16 protein-coding genes and 1 pseudogene are annotated in these 19,429 nt (G+C 65.3%); 7 read left to right on the forward strand and 10 right to left on the reverse strand.

Going from position 1 to position 19,429, the window contains the following annotated elements; genetic code table 11:
- From GXB81_RS26250 to GXB81_RS26260, 3 genes are all read right to left on the reverse strand, one after another.
- A partial coding sequence (locus GXB81_RS26250; RefSeq protein WP_205990732.1) for an FUSC family protein occupies nt 1–1,799 on the reverse strand: 1,799 nt, incomplete at its 3' end.
- A complete protein-coding gene (gene mdtN, locus GXB81_RS26255) occupies nt 1,780–2,829 on the reverse strand; it encodes a multidrug transporter subunit MdtN (RefSeq protein ID WP_205990733.1) in 1,050 nt (349 codons plus the stop codon). The genes mdtN and GXB81_RS26250, both read right to left, overlap by 20 nt.
- On the reverse strand, nt 2,826–3,137 hold the full coding sequence (locus GXB81_RS26260; RefSeq protein WP_167048992.1) for a hypothetical protein: 312 nt from the start codon (nt 3,135–3,137) through the stop codon (nt 2,826–2,828). Before GXB81_RS26260 ends, mdtN begins: the two co-directional genes overlap by 4 nt.
- 706 nt (nt 3,138–3,843) lie before the next feature.
- Here GXB81_RS26260 and GXB81_RS26265 point away from each other — a divergent pair.
- Nucleotides 3,844–4,704 carry a prohibitin family protein gene (locus GXB81_RS26265; RefSeq protein WP_167048990.1) on the forward strand — a complete coding sequence of 287 codons (861 nt, stop codon included), beginning with the start codon at nt 3,844–3,846 and terminating at the stop codon, nt 4,702–4,704.
- A gap of 77 nt (nt 4,705–4,781) precedes the next feature.
- Here GXB81_RS26265 and GXB81_RS26270 read toward each other — a convergent pair whose 3' ends face one another.
- The 6 genes and pseudogenes from GXB81_RS26270 to GXB81_RS26290 all read right to left on the reverse strand — a co-directional run bounded on the left by GXB81_RS26270 (nt 4,782) and on the right by GXB81_RS26290 (nt 10,389).
- On the reverse strand, nt 4,782–5,741 hold the full coding sequence (locus GXB81_RS26270) for a dihydrodipicolinate synthase family protein (protein WP_205990734.1): 960 nt from the start codon (nt 5,739–5,741) through the stop codon (nt 4,782–4,784).
- Nucleotides 5,742–5,804: 63 nt separating this feature from the next.
- Entirely contained in the window at nt 5,805–7,124 is a 1,320-nt protein-coding gene (locus GXB81_RS26275; RefSeq protein ID WP_205990735.1) for an MFS transporter, read from the reverse strand.
- Between the two features lie 62 nt (nt 7,125–7,186).
- A pseudogene (locus GXB81_RS31620) lies at nt 7,187–7,444 on the reverse strand (porin); the annotation flags it as partial.
- A 166-nt stretch (nt 7,445–7,610) separates the two neighbouring features.
- Nucleotides 7,611–8,198, reverse strand: coding sequence for a thiamine phosphate synthase (locus tag GXB81_RS26280; protein ID WP_205990736.1), 588 nt, complete (start codon nt 8,196–8,198; stop codon nt 7,611–7,613).
- Between the two features lie 119 nt (nt 8,199–8,317).
- Nucleotides 8,318–9,862, reverse strand: coding sequence for a PAS domain-containing methyl-accepting chemotaxis protein (locus tag GXB81_RS26285; protein ID WP_205990737.1), 1,545 nt, complete (start codon nt 9,860–9,862; stop codon nt 8,318–8,320).
- Nucleotides 9,863–10,038: 176 nt separating this feature from the next.
- A complete protein-coding gene (locus tag GXB81_RS26290) occupies nt 10,039–10,389 on the reverse strand; it encodes a hypothetical protein (RefSeq protein WP_205990738.1) in 351 nt (116 codons plus the stop codon).
- Nucleotides 10,390–10,706: 317 nt separating this feature from the next.
- Here GXB81_RS26290 and GXB81_RS26295 point away from each other — a divergent pair, with 317 nt between their 5' ends.
- The 3 genes from GXB81_RS26295 to GXB81_RS26305 all read left to right on the forward strand — a co-directional run bounded on the left by GXB81_RS26295 (nt 10,707) and on the right by GXB81_RS26305 (nt 14,112).
- Nucleotides 10,707–11,687: a porin gene (locus tag GXB81_RS26295; RefSeq protein WP_167284189.1), complete on the forward strand. Its 981-nt coding sequence runs from the start codon at nt 10,707–10,709 to the stop codon at nt 11,685–11,687.
- Nucleotides 11,688–11,752: 65 nt separating this feature from the next.
- Nucleotides 11,753–12,751: an amidohydrolase family protein gene (locus GXB81_RS26300; RefSeq protein WP_167048948.1), complete on the forward strand. Its 999-nt coding sequence runs from the start codon at nt 11,753–11,755 to the stop codon at nt 12,749–12,751.
- 8 nt (nt 12,752–12,759) lie between these two features.
- A complete protein-coding gene (locus GXB81_RS26305) occupies nt 12,760–14,112 on the forward strand; it encodes an MFS transporter (protein WP_167048946.1) in 1,353 nt (450 codons plus the stop codon).
- 116 nt (nt 14,113–14,228) lie between these two features.
- Here the strand turns inward: GXB81_RS26305 and GXB81_RS26310 are convergent, their stop codons facing one another.
- Nucleotides 14,229–15,269 carry a LysR family transcriptional regulator gene (locus tag GXB81_RS26310; protein WP_205990739.1) on the reverse strand — a complete coding sequence of 347 codons (1,041 nt, stop codon included), beginning with the start codon at nt 15,267–15,269 and terminating at the stop codon, nt 14,229–14,231.
- A gap of 78 nt (nt 15,270–15,347) precedes the next feature.
- On the opposite strand from GXB81_RS26310, the gene GXB81_RS26315 reads away from it, so the two are divergent.
- From GXB81_RS26315 to GXB81_RS26325, 3 genes are all read left to right on the forward strand, one after another.
- Entirely contained in the window at nt 15,348–17,414 is a 2,067-nt protein-coding gene (locus GXB81_RS26315) for a hydantoinase/oxoprolinase family protein (RefSeq protein ID WP_205990740.1), read from the forward strand.
- A complete protein-coding gene (locus tag GXB81_RS26320) occupies nt 17,411–19,147 on the forward strand; it encodes a hydantoinase B/oxoprolinase family protein (protein ID WP_167284191.1) in 1,737 nt (578 codons plus the stop codon). Before GXB81_RS26315 ends, GXB81_RS26320 begins: the two co-directional genes overlap by 4 nt.
- A partial coding sequence (locus GXB81_RS26325; protein ID WP_205990741.1) for a hypothetical protein occupies nt 19,144–19,429 on the forward strand: 286 nt, incomplete at its 3' end. The genes GXB81_RS26320 and GXB81_RS26325, both read left to right, overlap by 4 nt.

A 19,429-nucleotide genomic window follows, 5' to 3' on the forward strand; every position in this document is an offset into this window, starting at 1 on the left:
GCGCGCCGCCGCGCGGCGAGCCACGTCGCGGCCGGCCGCACCCACGACGGTTCGTAGTGGATCAGGCCGAGCTGCTGCGCGATCGCGCCGCGGCGCGCCAACGCATCGGCGGCTTGCACGCGTCGCTCGGCCGGTTGCGCGATTCGCGCGAGACCTCGCCACTGGTCGAGCAGAGCCGCAAGCGCGACGTCGATCTGCTTGCCGATGCTGACGGGCCAGATGCGCGTGAACACGAGATAGACGACGAGATTGCCGAGCAGGATGCCGATCGTGCGGTCGCGCGCGAGCGTCAGGTCGAAACCGGGACCGGCGCCCTGGATCACGCACAGGAAGAACGCGAACGCCACCTGGAAGCCTGCGTAGGCGATGCGCGGCGAGCCGAACGCGACCCATGCGGACAGCGCCGCGCCGACGAACACCAGCGCCATCAGATGCCCGATCGACGAGAGCGACGGCACGACGAACACGATCATCGCCGTGCCGATCAGCGCGCCGACGATACAGCCGGCGATCCGCAGCGTGAGCTTTTCGACCGTTTCGGCGGTCGAGCCGAGCGACACCATGTAGCAGGTGATGACGCAGGTATGAATGCCCTGCCAGTCGAGTTGCGAGTACAGCAGGTAGCAGAACATCGCCGCGGCCGTCGTTTTCAGCGCGTAGCGGATATGGTCGGGATTGCTGCGGGCGTCGGGCAGGAAGAAGCCGCCGCGTGGCGCGGCGGGTTTGGGTTCGGGGCCGGTCGAGGGCGTGGCTGCGGTGGTTGTGGTGGCGGCAGGAGTGGCCGTTGCCGCATCGCCCGATGCGCCGCTCGTTACGCATGGCTGCGCGAAATGCACGATCGCCGTGTGCAAATCCATCGCGGCGATGCGCGCGAGCGGCGGCAGCGTTTCGATGGGCGGTAGCGCGAGCGTCACGTCGACCGGATAGCCGCCCTGTTCGAGAATGCCGGCCATCTCGTCGAGCGTGGCCGCGAGCGGCGCCGCGAATGCGTCGGGCAGCCGCGCATCCGGTTCGCGGTCGGCGAGCGCAAGCGCGACGAGCAGCGCCGTGCTCGACGCGACGGCCTGCCGCAGCGCGGCGACATCGGCGGCGGACGAGGTGCCTTCGAGCTTCGACAGCTTGAGCCATGTGAGCAGTTGTCCGTCGCCTTCGCGCAGGCATGCGTCGAGTCCGGCGCGCGCCTCGCCGTTTGCGTGATCGCCGTTGCGCAGCCGCTGTGCCGCGAGCCGCAGCCGCCGCGCGAGTTGTGCGAGCGCGAGCCGGCGCGGCGACGGCGCGATCAGCAGGCTGACGACGAGCGTGATGCCGACCGGGATCGCCACCATCAGCCAGGCATACAGCAGGCCGCGCGTCGCGGCTTCGCCGAGCGGCGCGAGGCCGAGTTCGTCGAGCCCGAAGCCCGTGATCATCGCGACGGTCGCGCCGACCGGCCGCAGCTTGCTCGCCGACGTCAGGTAGAGCAGGCCGACCGACAGCACCGCCATGCAGGCGACGCGCAGCACCGGATAGTCGATGCTGAAGATCGCCACGCCGAGCACGAGCGCGATCACGAACGTGACCAGCACCAGCATCGCGGCCGCGAGCAGGGCGCTCGTCACGCGGTCGGTCCGGTTCAGGAAGAACACGATGTACACGGAGTTCGCGGCGTTCGGCGTGCTGTAGCCGCTCGTCACGAGCAGGGTCAGCGCGCAGATCAGTGCGACGCGCACGGCGATTGCCGCGCGCCCCGGAAACGGCGCGAGCAGCCGCAGGATTTCGCGCGGACCCGGCGCGCGGACGTCAGCGGCAGGCCGAGCCATGCCGGACCTCGACGATGGCGCTGGCGCCGACGCGCACGAGCTTGCCGTCGGGTTCGTCGAGCTTCACGCGCACCGGGAAGCGCTGCGCGACGTGGACCCAGTTCACCGAGCGCTGCACGATCGGCAGCGTGCGCGGCAGATTGATGCGATCGCTGTCCGCGACGCCCGCGCCGATGCCGACGACCTTGCCGGTCAGCGGGCGCTTGCGGTCGATCATCGAATAGACGGTGGCGCAGTCGCCGACCTCGATCTGCCCGAGCGCGGTCTCGCGGAAATTGCCGACCGCGAACCATTCGCTCGTGTCGATCAGCGTGAAGATCGCCTGGCTCGGTGCGACGGTTTCGCCGGCCAGCACCGTCAGGCCTGTCACGAGCCCGTCATGCGGCGCGCGCACGACGGTATCGTCGAGCGCGTGCCGCGCGCGGGCGAGCGCGGCTTCGCGCGCATGCAGCGTGGCGATCGCGTCGGCGTCGGTGCCGATCGTCTGCGCGGAGGCGTGCTGTTGCTCCTGCGCCTGCGCGAGCGACACGGCCGCGTCGTGTTGTCGGGTCTTCACCTGGTCGAACTGCTGCGCGCTGACGTAGCCCTGTGCGGCGAGCGGGGCGAGCCGCTGCACGTCGCGTGCCGCGAGATCGTAATTCTGCTCCGCGCGCTTGACCTGTTCGACGGCGACCGCCGCGTTCGAGTGCTCGCCGATCAGCGCGCGGCGCCGCGTGTCGAGCGAGGCGCGCGCGAGTTCGAGGTCGGCTTGCGCCTGTGCGACCGTCAACTGGTACGGCACCGGATCGATTTCATACAGCAGGTCGCCCCTGGCGACACGCTGGTTCTCGTGTACCGCGAGCTGCACGATGCGGCCGCCGACAGGCGAGGCGACGTGTACGACGTCTGCGTCGATCGAGGCGTCGTCGGTGGAGGGGTAGGCCGTCGCGCGGTAGTACGCATAGGCGAGCGCGGCGATGCCGAGCGCGACGATCGCCAGCGCGATCACGCGGCCTTTCAGGGCGTGGCGGGGGAGTCCGGCGGTCTTCATGCGAACGGCCCCGTGCCGGCGAGCCAGGCGATGACGGCCACCACGAGCCCGATGGCCGTGCAGACGGCGAGCTGGTACGGCACGATGGCGGCCCAGCCCGTCGCGACGAATACGCGATGCGCGACGATCGCGCCGACGACGCCGGCGATCGCGCTCACGAGCCAGAGCGGGAAATAGGCGCCGAATAGCGCATAGGACGGTGCGCCATGCGATGCGCAGCCGGCGAGCGGCAGCACCGGCGCGACGACGGCCATGAGGGTGGGGGCGGCGCTGACTCGCAGGGGGGCGCGCGGCTTGGTTCTTCTCATGATGTGACGGGCTCGACGAGTGGGAGTGAGTGCCGGGCGCGGCGCCGTGCGGCCCGCCGCCATGATGTCAGCGCCGATGGAAAAGAGCTTCTCTCTTCCTCCCGGCTAACGGTTCGGATTCCAGTATACGGCCTCTGCCTTGCGGAGAAAATGCGCGAGATACGACCGTGCAAACGGGACGAAGCCCATTGCACGATACGTATCCGGTTGCATGATCTTTACGCTGGCACTCTTCTGATAACCAAGGCGAACGAGCCGGCGGAATGGACCATTCGATTTATAAAAAAATATTGCTGCCGGCGCGTTTTTTTTCGATTTTCAGAACCGGTCGCCGCGAGAGGCCGGGCGAGCATGACGCTCATGACAGATCGCCGCCCGAGAGCGGGGCTTCGCGTATGACCTGCCGGTGCGGCGCAGTCTGGACGAACAGTGCGGGCATGCCTACTATGTCGCCTACATTCCATGCGGTAGCGCTGCACGACCTACCTTGATCGATGTCGCGGGACGCGGATGCGCAGGTAAAACGGACATGCAAAACGCGCGGGCAGGATGCGTAAGCAAAGCGGGTTTCGGGGCGGCCGGCAGTCAGTGCGGCCCGAGTCCGTATCCGCGACGAAGCAGGGATGACCGGAAAGAAACCGGCGAGTGGCATCAGTCCAGCCGCGAGAACTCAGCGTCTCTTATTTTTTTAAACCTGGAGAATGACATGAACATTTTCAAGTCGAGCGGCGCCACGCCGAAAAACGAAAACCCCGCAAAGCCGGGATTGATGCGCGGCATTATTATCGGCGTGGGTGTTCTGGTCGTTCTTGTCGCCGCCTCCTCATTTTCCGCCACGGTGCCCGCCGGCTATGTCGGCGTGAAGACCACGTTCGGTTCTCCGTCGAGCAGCATGTACTCGCCCGGCATTCACTTCCGTATTCCGATCGCGCAGAGCATGAATAACGTCTATGTCGGCGTCAACAAGGCGACATCGGATGTCGCGGGTTCGTCGAAAGACCTGCAGCAGGTCGACATGAAGGTTTCGATCAACTTCAACATCTTGCCGGCATCGGCTACTTCGATCTTCGTGACCTATAGCAGCGATCCGTGGACCACGGTGATGGACCCGGCCGTGCACGACATCGCGAAAGCCGTCACGGCACGCTACGATGCGACCGATCTGATCCAGAAGCGAGACCAGGTCAGCCAGGAGATGCGCGAGGCCTTGCTGAACCGTTTTCAGAACATCGGCGTGAATGTCAGTGCAGTGAACATCGTCGATTTCCAGTTCAGCAAGCAGTTCAACGACGCGATCGAAGCCAAGATCACGGCGCAGCAGAACGCGCAGCGCGTCGAGAACGAAATCGCCCAGACCCGATGGGAAGCCCAGAAGCGCGTGGTGGAAAGCGAAGCGGCGCTACAGGTCGCGGAGAACACGGCGAAGGCCAACGACATTCTCGGCAAGTCGCTCGTGGACAACCCGTCGCTGCTCGAAAAAATGCGCATCGAAAAGTGGGACGGCCACTATCCGTCGACCATGCTCGGCAACTCGATTCCGATGATCAAGATCGGGCAATCGAACTGAGCGTCAGCGGTTTTATCCATACGCCAGTTTCTGGCGTATGGCGCGGCTCATTCTTCAACGCATGCTTTCGCCTCCTGTCAGCTTCCGGCTGCAATGCGCGAACGGAAATGCTCGGTTCCTTCGACGATCTTGTCGAGCACCGCGTCGAGCCCCCAGAAGCGCTCGCGCACGTCGTAGTCGATCACGCGGCAGCGAATCGACTGGAACGTACCGATGCGCTGGTGGTACATCTTGGAGAGCGCGGGATGGCCGAGTGCCTCGGATACCGCCGCGAGCGCGAGAAAGACCGAGAGCTCGCGGGCGAGCGCGGGGTTCTCGTCGGCGCGGTTGCGCAGCCAGTTGTAGAGGTCCGGGTGAAAGTTCGCGAACACACCGTTGAATCCCGCCGATCCGGCTTTCATCGCATCCCAGGCAATCGCGGCATTCGCATTCAGGATCTTCATCGGCGATCCCTTTGCCAGGGCGACGCGGCGCTTCACCGTGTCGAGATCGCAGCTCACGTCCTTTAGCATCACGAAGCGGCCGGTGTCGATGCACAGCCTGAGTTCGTCGTCGGAGAGCAGGCGCCGGTAGGGCGCCGGACATTCGTATAGTCCGAGCGGAATGTCGGAAGGCAGGCGGCTCATCAGCCGGCGCAGATTGGCCGAGAACGCTTCCGTGCCTTCGCGGCGCGGATCGAGGTGATTCGTCACCAGCACGATGCCGTCGGCGCCGGTGGCCGCGGCGGCATTGAGTTCCTCGGCCTGCGCGTCGGAATCGTCGCTGATGTGGCCCGAGACCACCACCGGCACGCGGCCCGCCACCCGCTCGACGACGAAGCGGCCGAGCGCGGCGCGCTCCGCGAGACTCAGGAACTGCATCTCGCTCGATTGCGCCACGGCGAAGAGCGCGTCTGAGCCGTGGGCGAGATACCACTCGATCAGCCGTTCGAGCCCGGGGTAGTCGATGGCGCCGGTGTCGTCGAAGGGCGTCAGCATGACGGGCACGATACCTTCGATCGATTGCGACGGGCGTGCCGAAGAAGTAGAGAGGGACATGTCGGGGTTGTCCTCGCGAGTAGGGTTGAACGAATTGCCGGAGCGGGTTGAACGGGCCGCTCGTCAGGCGGGCGCGCGTGCCGCGCCGCCCGAAGCCGTTTCATTTTCGATCGGTTTGCGCACGAGGAACAGGTAGCTCATCGCGCCGACGAAGGCGATCGCGGCGCCGGTCAGCAGCGCCGGCACGAACGACCACGCTTGGGCGATATAGCCCGTGAAAATAGGCGCCAGCGCACTGCCGAGAAACGCGCCGAAGTTCTGGATCGCGCCGAGCGAGCCGACCCGGTTCGCGGGCGCGGCGGCGGTCGCGAGCGACCATGAACAGGCGGACGCCGCGTTGGCGAAAAAGATCACGACCGAGATGCAGACAATGGCGAGCGTGTTGCTTTCGACGAGCGCGGCCGGCACGGTGAACGCCACCATGCCGAGCATCGTGATGACGACCGCGTTGCGCCGGCTCGTCACGGGCGAGGCGCTGTTGCGCGTGATGAGGTCGGAGAACCATCCCGCGATGATCGCGCCGAAAAAGCCGCAGAAGAACGGCACGGATGCCGCGATGCCGGTGCGCGTCATGGTCATGTGACGCTCGATCGTCAGATAGCCGGGCAGCCAGGTCAGATAGACCCAGTTCAGATACGCCGAGCCGAAAAAGCCGATCAGCATGCCCCACGTCGTCATGTTCGAGAACAGCGCGCGCCAGTCCGCGAAGCTCAGCATCTCGGCGGGTTTCGTCGCGACGGCATCGCCCTTCAGGTAGCGCGTTTCTTCCGGCGTCAGCGTCGCCGGGTCCGGGTCGCGATAACTCGCGAGCCAGATCACCGCGACCACGAGCCCGAGCACGCCCGTGAGAATGAACGCCGAGCGCCAGTGAAAGGCCACGACGAGCGGCGACAGGCAGAGCGGTGCGAGCGCCGAGCCGAGCGGCGACGCCGAGTTGTAGATGCCGGTCGGCTTGCCGCGTGCGCGCAGCGGAAACCAGTTGCTGACGACGCGCGCCGCCGACGGATACTGAGGCGACTCGCCGATGCCGAGCACGATGCGCGCGACGACGAACCAGCCGAACGTGGACACGAGACCGCCCGCGATCTGAGCCGCCGACCAGACGATCAGGCCGAGGCCCAGCAGCTTGCGCGGGCCGATGCGATCGACGAGACCGCCGATCGGCAATTGGAAGAGCGCATAGCTCCAGGCGAATGCCGAGAGCAGCACACCCATTTCGCCGAGCGAGAGACCCAGGTCGTTGCGGATCAGCGAATTGGCGACCGCGAGCGTGCCGCGATCGAGATAGTTCACGACGCCGCTCACCATCAGCAGCGTCAGCGCCACGGTCTGGGCGCGGCGCACGCGGCGCGGAGCCTGCTCGGACGCGGGGGTGGGTTCCATGTTGTTGTCTCCGTCTCTGTTTATGGATGGGCTGCGGCGGCGCGCAGCCGGGTCTGCTCAGGTCATTGGAAGCGGTGAACGATGCCGACGCCGATGGCGACCATGCTACGCGACGACGCCGGCGAGCCGTTCTGGGCGTCGCCGACATCCGCCGTCGCGTTGATGATGGTCTTGCCGTCCGCGTGCTGATACGCTTCCAGAGCATACAGGCCGGTACGCCTGGACAGGACGTAATACTGCGCCAGGTGGAACGGGTTGTCGCTGGCCGCGCTCGTGATGCCGTTCGATGGTGGCGCGCGGGTGTCGCTATAGCCGGTGGCGATCTGGCTCGGTTATCTGCGCGACGATGAGTGGTTGGGGCGTCGAGGCGCGTGCGGCGATGATCGATCGCGCTATAGAGGGATGGCCGTAGCGGGCATTTGTCGGGACTACTGCGCGCCGATCCGGTGCAAACGCAATAGCGCAGCCCTCAACGCCCCAGGAACATCAGGCATCACCGCGCCAGCTCGCCGAAATGGCGGCGATTCCCCAGGCCCCCGCTTTTCTCGCTTCGTCCAGCAGGGCTGGGGTCATCCCGCCCAGCGCGAACACGGGGACGCGTGAACCGGCAACGAGTTGGCCGAAATGTTGCCAGCCGAGCGGCGTGGCGTCGGGGTGCGTGCGTGTCGGAAGAACCGGCGAAAGCGTGACGAAATCCGCGCCTATCTTGTTCGCCTGCGCAAGCTGCCCGGCACTATGGCAAGCGGCCGAAACGAGCATGGCATCATGCGCCGGACGCTCTTTCAGCGACATGAGTGCATGGCTGTTCAGATGCACGCCATCGCAGCCGATCTCCACCGCCATTTCGATAGGACCATTGAGCATCAGCATGGCTCCATGCTGACGGCACAGATCGCGTGTGCGTCGCGCGAGATTCAGGTGATCGTGCTTCTCCAGATGTTTGGCCCGGAGTTGAACGAGCTGGATTCCCGCTTCGAGCGTAGCGGCCAGTTGCCGAAGAAACGTGTCGAAATGCGGCGGGTCAATCGGTTCAGGTGTGATTTGATAAAAGTCGGGAAGGGCAGAGGCTTTCATCTTGCCGCGATAGAGAAGGGAGTGGGTGGCTATTGGAGAATAGCACCCGGAGAATAGCACCCAGCATCCCAGCTCATGCACAGTCCTGAGAAATCACCCGCACGCCTCGTCCGGCACCGTCAGCGAAAAACGCTGACCGCTTCGGCAAGGCGCGTCGTCTGCTGCTTCAGGCTTTCCGATGCCGCCGCGCTTTGCTCGACCAGCGCGGCGTTCTGCTGGGTGATGTGGTCGAGGTCGCCGACCGCCTGACTCACCTGCGTAATGCCGCTGCTCTGTTCGAGGGTTGCGGAGCTGATCTCGGCAATCAGGTCCGAGACCCGTTTCACCTGGACGACGATCTCGTCCATGGTCTTGCCGGCGTCGTCGACCAGCCGGGAGCCGGACTCGACTTTCTCGACGCTCGCGCTAATCAGGTTTTTGATCTCCTTGGCCGCGCTCGCACTGCGCTGCGCGAGCGCGCGGACCTCGGCCGCGACCACCGCAAACCCGCGTCCCTGCTCGCCGGCACGCGCCGCCTCGACCGCTGCATTGAGCGCCAGGATGTTGGTCTGAAACGCGATGCCGTCGATGACGCCGATGATGTCGGCGATTCTCTTCGAGCTGTCGGTGATCTCGTTCATCGTGGTCACGACTTCCGACACCGCCTGTCCGCCTCTCGCCGCCGCCTCGCTTGCCGAGCCCGAAAGCTGGTTGGCCTGGGTGGCCGTTTCGGCATTGCTCTTTACCGTGGCGGTCATCTGCGTCATCGAGGTTGCCGTTTCCTGCACGTTCGTGGCGGCCTGCTCGGTGCGCGCGCTCAAATCATGGTTGCCCTGCGCGATTTCGTTGCTCGCGGTCTGAACATTGAGAACCTGCCCGCTGACGTCGTCGATCAGCCAGCGAAACATCAGGCCGAGCTGGCCGATCGTGCGCAGCGTCATGCCGATTTCGTCGACGCGGTTCATATGCACGACCGATTGGCTTTCGCCCGAGGCCACGCGCAACGCCTGCTTGCGCATCTGTTCGAGCGGCCGCGAAATCTGCGCTTCCAGGCACCACGAGGCCAACGCCGAGGCGAGCGCGGCGATTCCGGCAAAGGAACCGAGCGCGGCGCCGCTCAGGCCGAGCGCCCAGACTCCGGCGATAAGCAGCGGCACGAGCGCCAGCAGGGTCGAGCGGATGCGCCAGCGCACGGGCATCGTTTGCAGGATCGAAGTCCAGCCCATCAGACCGGTGCGCACGATCAAGCCCTTGTGAAAGTGCCGCTTGCCGGCCTTGCCTTCGCGGAAATCCTTATAGAGCGCTTCGGCGGCTGCAATCTCTTCGCGCGAGGCCTTGGTCCGCACGGACATATAACCCGCCGGCCGGCCGTCTCTCACGACGGGTGTCGCGTTGGCGCGGACCCAGTAATGGTCGCCGTTCTTGCGCCGGTTCTTTACCAAAGCGGTCCAGGGTTCGCCGCTTTTGAGCATGGCCCACATATCGGCGAAGGCTTCTTTGGGCATGTCCGGATGCCGCACCATGTTGTGCGGCTGACCGTGGATTTCCTCGGGACTGAAGCCGCTGACTTCGACAAAGGCCGCGTTTGCGTAGGTGATGTAGCTCTGCGTGTCCGTGGTCGACATCAGCGTCGCGTTGTCGGGAAACTCGAATTCGTGCTGCGTGACCGGTTGATTATTTCGCATGAATACAAAGCCCTCTGGAATGTTTTATTCGGCACGCAACACGACGCGCGCTACCGATCTTTTGTCCTTGTTAACGGTAGGGTTATCCAAACCTTTAGGCTTTTAGGGCGATAACAAACAGGCCGTGTCGAAGCAGCCCGGTTAAAGCCCTTTTCTTATGAAGAGCCGGTGCGCGGTTACTTGCCCGCTCCCGTGGATGGCACGCAGGTCAGCACCAGAGTTCCGCCATGATTTGCAGCGGAGCGGACGATCGCATCGTGACGCTCTCCCGATCCGCAGGACCATGCGGCGCTCAGGTCGGCTTGGCAAAGACGCCGGGCTCGATAGGACGCCGGTGGGGCGATGGGGTATCGGCACGTGTCGAGGGTATTGCAGCGCCAAGCGAGATCGCGCGTGATGTTGTTCTCGCGGGCACCGCAATTTGCGCCGTAGGTGCCGGATTCGACGCGTATGGATTGGGCCGATGCGGCCGTGCTGGTGCCGAGCATGCTCGCGAGCCAGAGGAACGTGCAGATCGCTCGACGCATGATGACCTCCATCGTGGCCGCCATCGTCGCACGGCCTCAGTCATAGCCTCGGTGCTATGAAGTCATAGCCCACCCGGCAATTGTTTGACCGCTCTCCGGTCGTTACATTGCTTCAAAGCAAGCTTCACAGCAACCTTCACAGCAACGCCACGAGTGCCTCGCGACAGACGACACCAGGCGTTGTCATCGCAGGACTCCGTACCGGTGACAAGGCAAGGCTCCGACAGCGGCGCTGTGCCATGCAACGGGTATGGAGATTACATACAACGAATGGAGACAACGAAGTGCGCCTCTCGACCCATGTCGCGACGCTAACGATGTTAGCAATCGCGCCTGGCGTGGCCTGTGCCCAATCGGCGGTCACGCTTTACGGTTCCATCGACGGCAGTCTGCGCTACCTCACGCATGCGGATAGCGCCGGAGATGGACAATTTCTCACCGGCGGCAAGGGCTTGTACGAGTCGAATCGCTTTGGCGTTACCGGCGAGGAAGATCTTGGCGGCGGACTCAAGGCTCACTTCAAACTGGAGTCGGCATTCGACAGCGGCACGGGTGCGCTCGGCACGCCCGGCGCATTGTTCACACGTGAAGCGACGGTCGGCCTGAGCGGCCCCTGGGGCGGCGTAAACCTCGGGCGGCAATTCTCGGTCAGCGCGCGCACGGTGTCCGCGTTCGACCCGTTCACGTTTCACTACCTGAGTATCACGCCGTTGTCGAAGGATATCGTCGGCACTTCGTCGGATCGCTTCGACAACGACATTCAGTACACCGGCGAATTCGGCAACCTGATCGCGCGCGCCGAATACGTGCCGGGCGGCGTGGCCGGCAGCATCAAGACCGGGACGGCGCTGGCGGCCGGCGCCACCTATCGCATTGGCGGCGTGCGCTTCGGTGCGGCCTACACCGAGTGGAACGATTTCGGCGGTCCCGGGCTCAATCGCAATCAGTTGTCGGCGGGCGCGGACTATCGTATCGGCGCGTTCCGCGTCACCGGAGGCTATATTGGCGATCGGCAGGACGGCCTCGCCGGCGACAGTCTTTCGCGCGATCTCTGGCTCGGCACGGTCTATACGTTCACCCCGGCATTCGCCCTGACCGATGCGATCTATCGCACCGATTACGATGCGCGCGGCAAGAAGGGCTCGAAAACGCTTCTGATGGCGGGCATCACCTATTCGCTGTCGAAAGAGACGCTGCTGTATGCGGAAATCGACAACACCCGGTTTACCGGTACGGCGATCACGAACGGACAGGGCAACCAGTTCGGTGTCGGGTGCGGTATCAGCAAGCGGTTCTGAAACGGATCGCGGACAGTTACACGACGTCACGGCCATGGTGGGCGTGACCAGACGGAGCATGGAACATGCGTATTCTCGACTCTCATTTTCACTGGTGGCCGCGCTCGATCTTCGAGGCGTTGTGCAAGCGTGAAGGTTTTCCGCGTGCGCAGAGCAACGGCAAAGGCGGCTATACCTATTGGCGGCAGGAAGGCAGCGTGGCGCGCTTCAATCTCGGCGCGGAGTGGTTCGATCTCGACCGGCAAATGGCGCATATGGACACGCTCGGCTACGAGGTCGACGTAATTGCCTCGATCGGTCCGTTCTCGCTGCATTTCTCCGATCTGCCGGTGGACGAGGGCCGCGAGGCGGCCATGATGTGGAACGAGGAAATGGCCGGCGCGCAGCGCCGCTATCCGGGCCGATTGTGGGCCACCGCCGCCGTGCCGCTGCGCGATACCGACGTGGCGCTCGAAGTAGTGGATCATGCCATCGGCAAGCTCGGGCTCGTGGGCGTCAATTTGCCCGGCAGCGTCGGCTCGCTCGACCGCATCGACGCCGCCCGGCTCGAACCGTTCTACGCGCATGTCGCGAAGCTCGGCGTGCCGCTCTTCCTGCATCCGACCGACTCGATTTTCCCGGACATTCTCGACGGCTACGACGGCGCGCTGTATCTGAGTCTCGGGCGCGTCATCGACGTCAGCGTGTCGGCCTGCCGGCTCGTGCTTTCGGGGATCATGGAGCGTCATCCGGACCTGAAGGTGATCATGTCGCATACGGGCGGCGCGCTGCCGTATCAGGCGGGACGCATGGACAAGAACGCGAAAGCCGCGAAGCTGCCGTCTCCGCCGAGCACCTACATCAAGCGCATGTATACCGATACGGTGTCGCCGCATGAGCTGGGCATCCGTTTCGCGATCGAGTTTTACGGCGCGGAGCATGTGATGTACGGCAGCGACTATCCCTGCTGGGACCCGGCTACCGCGGTGCGGCTGTTCGAGGAAGTCGGCGTGTCGAAAGAGGACCAGCAGAAGATTTTCCACGGCAACGCACGACGCCTGTTCGGCTTGCCGGACGCCGCCTGAGCACCGCCATGCCCGAACGCCACTCTATCGATCTCGAAGCGCTGATCGACCAGCGCAAGCTGGGCGGTTTCCAGATTTTCGTCGCGGTGCTGTGCGCGGCCGCGTTGCTCGTGGACGGTTTCGACACGATGGCGATCGGCTATGTCGCGCCGGCGCTGATCAAGGCATGGGGCATCGATCGGGCCGCGATGACACCCGCCTTCGCGGCGGGCCAGATCGGCCTGATGCTCGGCTCGATGGTCGTCGGCCCGCTCGCGGACCGGTTCGGCCGGCGGCCCGTGATGGTGTTCAGTTGCGTGGCCTTCGGTCTGCTTTCGCTCGCCACCATGCGGGTCACGTCCGTCGGCGAACTGGCCGTGCTGCGTTTCCTGATCGGCTTCGGGCTGGGCGGCGGCATGCCCAATGCGCTCGCGTTGACGAGCGAGTACATGCCGTCGCGCGTGCGCGTGACGGCCACGATGATCATGTTCTGCGGTTTCTCGATCGGCGCGGCGCTGGGTGGCTGGGCCGTCGCGCATCTCATCGTGCGGCACGGCTGGCAGGTCGTGTTCCTGATCGGCGGCGTGATCCCGCTCGTGCTCGCCGTGGTGCTAGCGCTGCTGTTGCCCGAGTCCTTGCGCTTTCTGGCGGCGACGGGGAAACATCCGCGGCGTCTCGCACGCTGCGTGCGCCGCATTGCGCCCGAGGCCGATCCCGAAGGCCGGGCCGCCTATGTCGTGACGGAGAAAAAGGCGGCGGGCTTCGTGGTGCGCGAGCTGTTCACGGAAGGCCGCACGCGCATGACGCTGCTGCTATGGGCCATTACGTTCATGGTTCTGCTCGATCTCAATCTGCTGTCGAGCTGGGTGCCGATCATGCTGCACGATTCCGGACTGTCCATCGAAACCGCGGCGGCGGTGACGATCGGCTATCAGGTCGGCGGCGCGTTCGGCAATCTGCTGCTGGGCCGATTTGTCGACCGTTACGCGCCGTTCCTCGTGCTGGTCGTCACCTTCGTGATCGCGTTCGCGGGCATCGTGAGTCTCGGGCTCGCCGGCACGCATGTCGCGTTGCTCACCGCGCTGATATTCGTGGTGGGATTCTGCGTGATAGGTGGAGTCGGCGCTTCGGATGCCCTGGTGGCGACCTGCTATCCGACCGGGATGCGCGTGACGGGTCTTGGCTGGGCGATCGGCGTGGGTCGTTTCGGCGCGGTGATCGGGCCCACGCTGGGCGGCTTCGCGTTGACGATGGGATCGAGCGCCGCGAGCTTCTTCGCGATCGGCGCGCTGCCGATGCTCGGCGCGGCCGCCGCCGCATTCGTCGTGCATGCGGACTCGCGCAACGTCGCGCGGACCACGCCTTCGCTGCGCGGCTTCTAGGCCCGCGGCCTCGCGCCGCGAATGTCCCGGGCTTGTTCGCGCTTATCTGCACTCATCGGCGCTTACCTGCACGCTTATCTGTGATTACCCGCGCGCGAGACACAGCCCACGCTGCATCAAACGCGCATTCTCTCTGCGTCCCGCACGATCTCGACGAGCCGGTCGATCTCCGGCATGTCGGATTTCGCGTTGCGCAGATAGTGCAGCGTGAGGTGCATCGGCGGGACGTCCACGTCGAGTTCCACGATGCTGCCGGCGGCAATGTCCTTTTGCACCGAGCGCCGCAGCGAACACGAGATGTCGATTCCCGCGATCACCATATTGCGCACCATGCTCATTTCCTGCGCCTGCGAGGCCACGATCGGCTCGGCGAGACCCGCGGCGCGCAGCATGTCGGCGATCGTGCGGCCGAAGTACGAAGTGTCGTAGGCCACGATGAACGGGTACTGCGCCAGCGTGTCGATGCTGATGTCGGTCTCGTTCGCGAGCGGATGGTCCGGCGCGGCGATAAACGCGAGCCTGTAGCGGCTCAGCGGCTCGGCGGGCAGTCCCGGAACCTCGCCGTTGCTGAGCAGAAACCCGAGGTCGACCTGGCCGCGTGAGCACAGCGAATGCACTTCCTCGAACGTGCCGGCCAGCGCGACTAATTCGATTTGCGGAAACTCGGTGGAAAATTCGCCCAGCGATTTCGACAGCACGGAATCGGCGACGAAGCGCTGTGCCGCGAAGCGCAGCTTACGTTTGCTTTTCTTGAGATTGGCGGAGATCGCCGTCGTGCGCTCGAGCGTTTCGAGCGCGTAGGTGTAGAAGGCCCGGCCGGCGGCCGTGAGTTGCGGGCTCACGCCCGGGCGGCGTTCGAACAGGGCGCCGCCGATCTTGGCTTCCAGCTCGCGGATATGAACGCTGACGGAAGGCTGCGCGATGTCGAGCGCTAAGGCTGCCGCGCCGAAACCACCCGAGTCGACAACGGCGACGAAGACCTGCAGCCCACGCAATGTAACCGGCAACATCTGTTCCTCTCCGCTCCGCGAATAACCCATAGCTATCTTACTATGGATCCATAGCCTGATGGCGGATTGCCTGCGTGCCCCGGGGTCACTTAAGGTTGGGTCACAGAACGACAAAAAGGAAAAGGAGACAACTACACCGTTGGCCATTCCTGTTCTGCTGCATGAGCGGTGCCGATGCGTGAGCGCATCGCACTACTGATCAAATCTGACTATGTGGAATATGCAATGAATCAAGTTGGTGTGGACATAGGCGGGACATTCACGGACCTCGTGGGGTATCGGGCGGGGGAGCTTCTGCTGGCCAAGACCCTGACCACGCCGGCCAATCCCACGCAGGGTGTGGCGACGGCGCTGGAGCTGGCCGGCACGCAGCTGGCCGAGCTCGACGAGTTCCTGCACGGCTCGACCATGGCGATCAATACGGTGCTCGAACGCAAGGGCGCGGCAACCGCGCTGATTACGACCGAAGGTTTCCGTGACGTCTACGAGATCGGCCGCGGCAACCGGCCCGACGCGTTCGACATTCATTTCCAGCGTCCGCAGCCGCTGATTCCGCGCGACCTGCGCTTCGAAGTGCGCGAGCGTCTGAACGCGAAGGGCGAAGTGCTGACGCGCCTCGACGAAGATGCCGTGCGCGGGCTGGGTGCCGAACTGGTCGCGCAAGGCATCGAGTCGGTGGCGATCTGCTTCTTGCACGCCTATGCGAACCCGCAGCACGAACTGGCGGCCGGCCGCATTCTGCGCGAGGCTTACCCGGACCTGTTCGTGACGCTCTCGCATGAAATCCTGCGCGAGTTCCGCGAGTACGAACGCACCTCGACCACGGCGCTCAACGCCTATGTCGGCCCGCGCGTGCGGCGCTATCTGCAGACGCTGAAGTCGCATCTGGACGAGCGCGGTTTTCGCGGCGGAATTCAGATCATGCGCTCGAACGGCGGCAGCATGTCGCTCTCGCATGCGGCCGTGGAGCCGGTGTCGATGATGGAGTCGGGCCCGGTGGCGGGCATGATCGGCGCGGGGCACGTCGCGAAGCTGCTCGGCATTCGTCAGGCGATCGGCTTCGACATGGGCGGCACGACCGCGAAGGCCACGCTCATCACCGAAGGCATTCCGGCGATCGAGGACGGCTACTACATCGGCGGTTATGCGACCGGCCAGCCGATGCAGTTGCCCGTCGTGTCGATCGTCGAGGTGGGCACGGGCGGCGGCAGCATCGCGTGGCGCGACAAGGCGGGCGGTCTGCACGTCGGGCCGCAGAGCGCGGGCGCGGCGCCGGGCCCGGTGTGCTACAGCCGCGGCGGCGTCGAGCCCACGATCACCGACGCCAACGTCGTGCTCGGGCGTCTCAACCCGGGCCGCTTCCTCGGCGGCGGCATGGCGCTCGATGTCGAAGGCGCGAAGGGCGCACTGGCGAAATACGTCGGCGAAGGGCTCGATCTCTCCGTGAACGAGGCAGCGATGGGCGTGGTGCGCATCGCGGACTCGGCGATGGCGCTCGCGGTGCGCGCCGTGTCGGTGCGCAAGGGCGTCGACCCGCGCGATACGGCGATGATCGCCTTCGGCGGTGCGGGGCCGGTGCACGCAGCCGCGCTGTGCAAGGAAATCTATATTCCGACGCTCGTGATCCCGAAGCTGCCGGGCAACTTCTCGGCGATGGGCATGCTGCTCGCGCCGTGGCGCCAGGACCTCGTGCGCACGCTCGTGGGCGTGCTCGGCCAGCTCGATCAGCAGGCCGTGCTCGCGGCCTTCGACGAACTGACGGCGGCGGCGAAGCGTCAGCTTGCCGAAGACGAGCTCGACGAGGACAAGGCGCGGTTCGATTTTGCCGTGGACCTGCGCTATCGCGGCCAGGAGCACAGCATCACGGTTCCGCTCGCCGGGCCCGATGCGCTGTCGCATACGAACACCGCGATGCGCGAGCGCTTCGACGAACTGCACGATCAGCGCTACGGGCATTCGGCGGCGGGCGAGATCATCGAGGTCGTCAATCTGCGGCTCACCGCGACCGTGTCGCGCGGCGACGCCATCGGCAGTTTCATCAGCGCGCCGTTCGAAGCCGAAGCCGCGCGCGAAGAGCAGGTGCGCGAGGTGATCTTCGACGATCCCGAGCGTCCGCTCACGGCGCGCATTCTGTGGCGCCCGGCGCTCGCGCCCGGCTTCACGGTGGAAGGACCGGCCGTGATCGAGGAGCCGCATTCGACCACCGTCATCTTCCCCGGCGACGTCGCCCGCATCACCGAACACGGACACATGGTCGTGTCCATCAAACTGCCCGAAGGAAATCAGCCATGAAGACCCAGCAAACCTCTCAAGCGGTTGCCGCGGCGCGTCGTCCCGCCGTGGACCCGATCACGCTGGAAGTGGTCGGCAATTCCCTGATCGCCTACGCCGAGGAAATGGCGCTCGCGCTGTGCAAGTCCGCGTACAACATGATGATTTACGAGGTGCGCGACTTCTGCTGCGGGCTCATCGATACCGAAGGCCGGATGATCTGCCAGAACGAAGGCGGCCTGCCGATCTTTCTCGCGGACCTCGGGATCGCCGTCAAGGACGGTATCGACCGTTTCGGCCTGGACGGCTTCGCACCCGGCGACGTGATCATCATGAATCACGCCGGCGTGTGCGGCCAGCATCTGAACAACGTCGTCGTGTACACGCCGTGCTTCTTCGAAGGCAAGGTGGTGGCGTTCGCGGCCAACCGCGCGCACTGGGCCGACGTGGGTGGCCTGCGCACGGGCTTCGGCAACGTGCAGACCTACGAGATTTTCCACGAGGGCATCCAGATGCGCTCGATCAAGATCTACGAGGCCGGCCGCCGCAACGAAGGCGTGTGGCAGATGATTTCCGACAACATCCGCTTTCCCGAGGCGTCGCTCGGCGATCTGCGCGCGCAGATCGCGGCCTGCCAGCTCGGCGGCCGCCGGCTTGCCGAACTCTATGGGCGCTACACGGTGCAGACCGTGAGCGACTGCATCGAGGCCTCGTGGGACCAGGCGGAAGCCGAGGCGCGCGCGGTGGTGGCGAGCATTCCCGACGGCGTCTATACCGCCGAATCGCGGCTCGACAGCGACGGGCGCCGGCTCGACGTGCCGCTGCGCGTGAAGGTCACCGTGATCGTGGACGGCTCGAATCTCACCATCGACTATTCCGGCATGAACGAGCAGGTGCCGGGGCCGCTCAACTCCGGCTACTCGGGCGGCCTGTCGGCGGCGCGCGTCGCGTTCAAATGCATCACGATGCCGCACGCGCCCGTCAACGAGGGCTGCTTCCGCGCGCTCACGCTGATTTCGCCGGAAGGCACCATGCTCAACGCGCGCCCGCCCGCGGCGCTCGGCCTGTGGAGCATCGCCTTGCCGACCGTGATCGACACGCTGCTGCGCGCGCTCTCGCAAGCGCTGCCCGACTTCGTGCCGGCCGCTCACAAGGGCGACATGGGCGGCTGCTCCTTCTACGGGCAGCGCGAGGAAAACGGCGAGCGCTACGTGCTGATGAATATTTTCGGCGGCGGCTGGGGCGGGCGCGCGAAGGAAGACGGCGCATCGGCCTCGGTGTCGATCTGCCAGGGCGACGTGCGCAACACGCCGGTGGAGCTGCAGGAAATCCGCTATCCGTTCCTCGTCGAATGCCACCAGCTGCGCGAGGACAGCGGCGGCGCGGGCGAGCATCGCGGCGGTCTGGGTGTCGTGCTGCGCTACAAGGCGCTGCAAAAGAGCACCGTCAACGTCAACCTCGAACGCATCATCGAACCGCCGTGGGGCGCGAAGGGCGGCAATCCGGGCGCGAGCAACGCGGCCATGATCCGGCGCCACGACGGCGCGGAACGCTCGGTGACGAAGGAAAGCAATATCGCGCTGGCCGCCGGCGACACGATCACGTTCTGGACCGCGGGCGGCGGCGGTTACGGCGAGGCACGCGAGCGTGCGCGCGAGCGTATCGAGGACGATCTGCAAAAGGGCTATGTGAGCGTGGCGGGGGCGTTGCGCGACTACGGCGTGCGGCTCGACGAAGAGGAGGCGACACCATGAGCGCGCAACTTCATCAGGAGCGTTCGGGCCGTCTGCGGCGCGCGATGGCCGACGCCGGGCTCGATCTGCTGGTGGTGCCGGGCGACGCGTGGCACAGCGACTATCTGCGTTACGCGCTCGACCTTACGCCGATGGAAGGCGAGGCCATCGCCTGCATCGAACGCGACGGCGCCGCGCGGGTGTTCGTCGCCAGCCACGCCGAGGCCGCGCGATTCGCCGCCGAGCAGCCCGCGGTGCAGGTGTCGTGCTCGGCCGATCCGCTCGCGCAAGCCGAAGCCTGGA

It is taken from the genome of Paraburkholderia sp. Ac-20336, assembly GCF_017105025.1.
Taxonomy (GTDB): Bacteria; Pseudomonadota; Gammaproteobacteria; order Burkholderiales; family Burkholderiaceae; genus Paraburkholderia.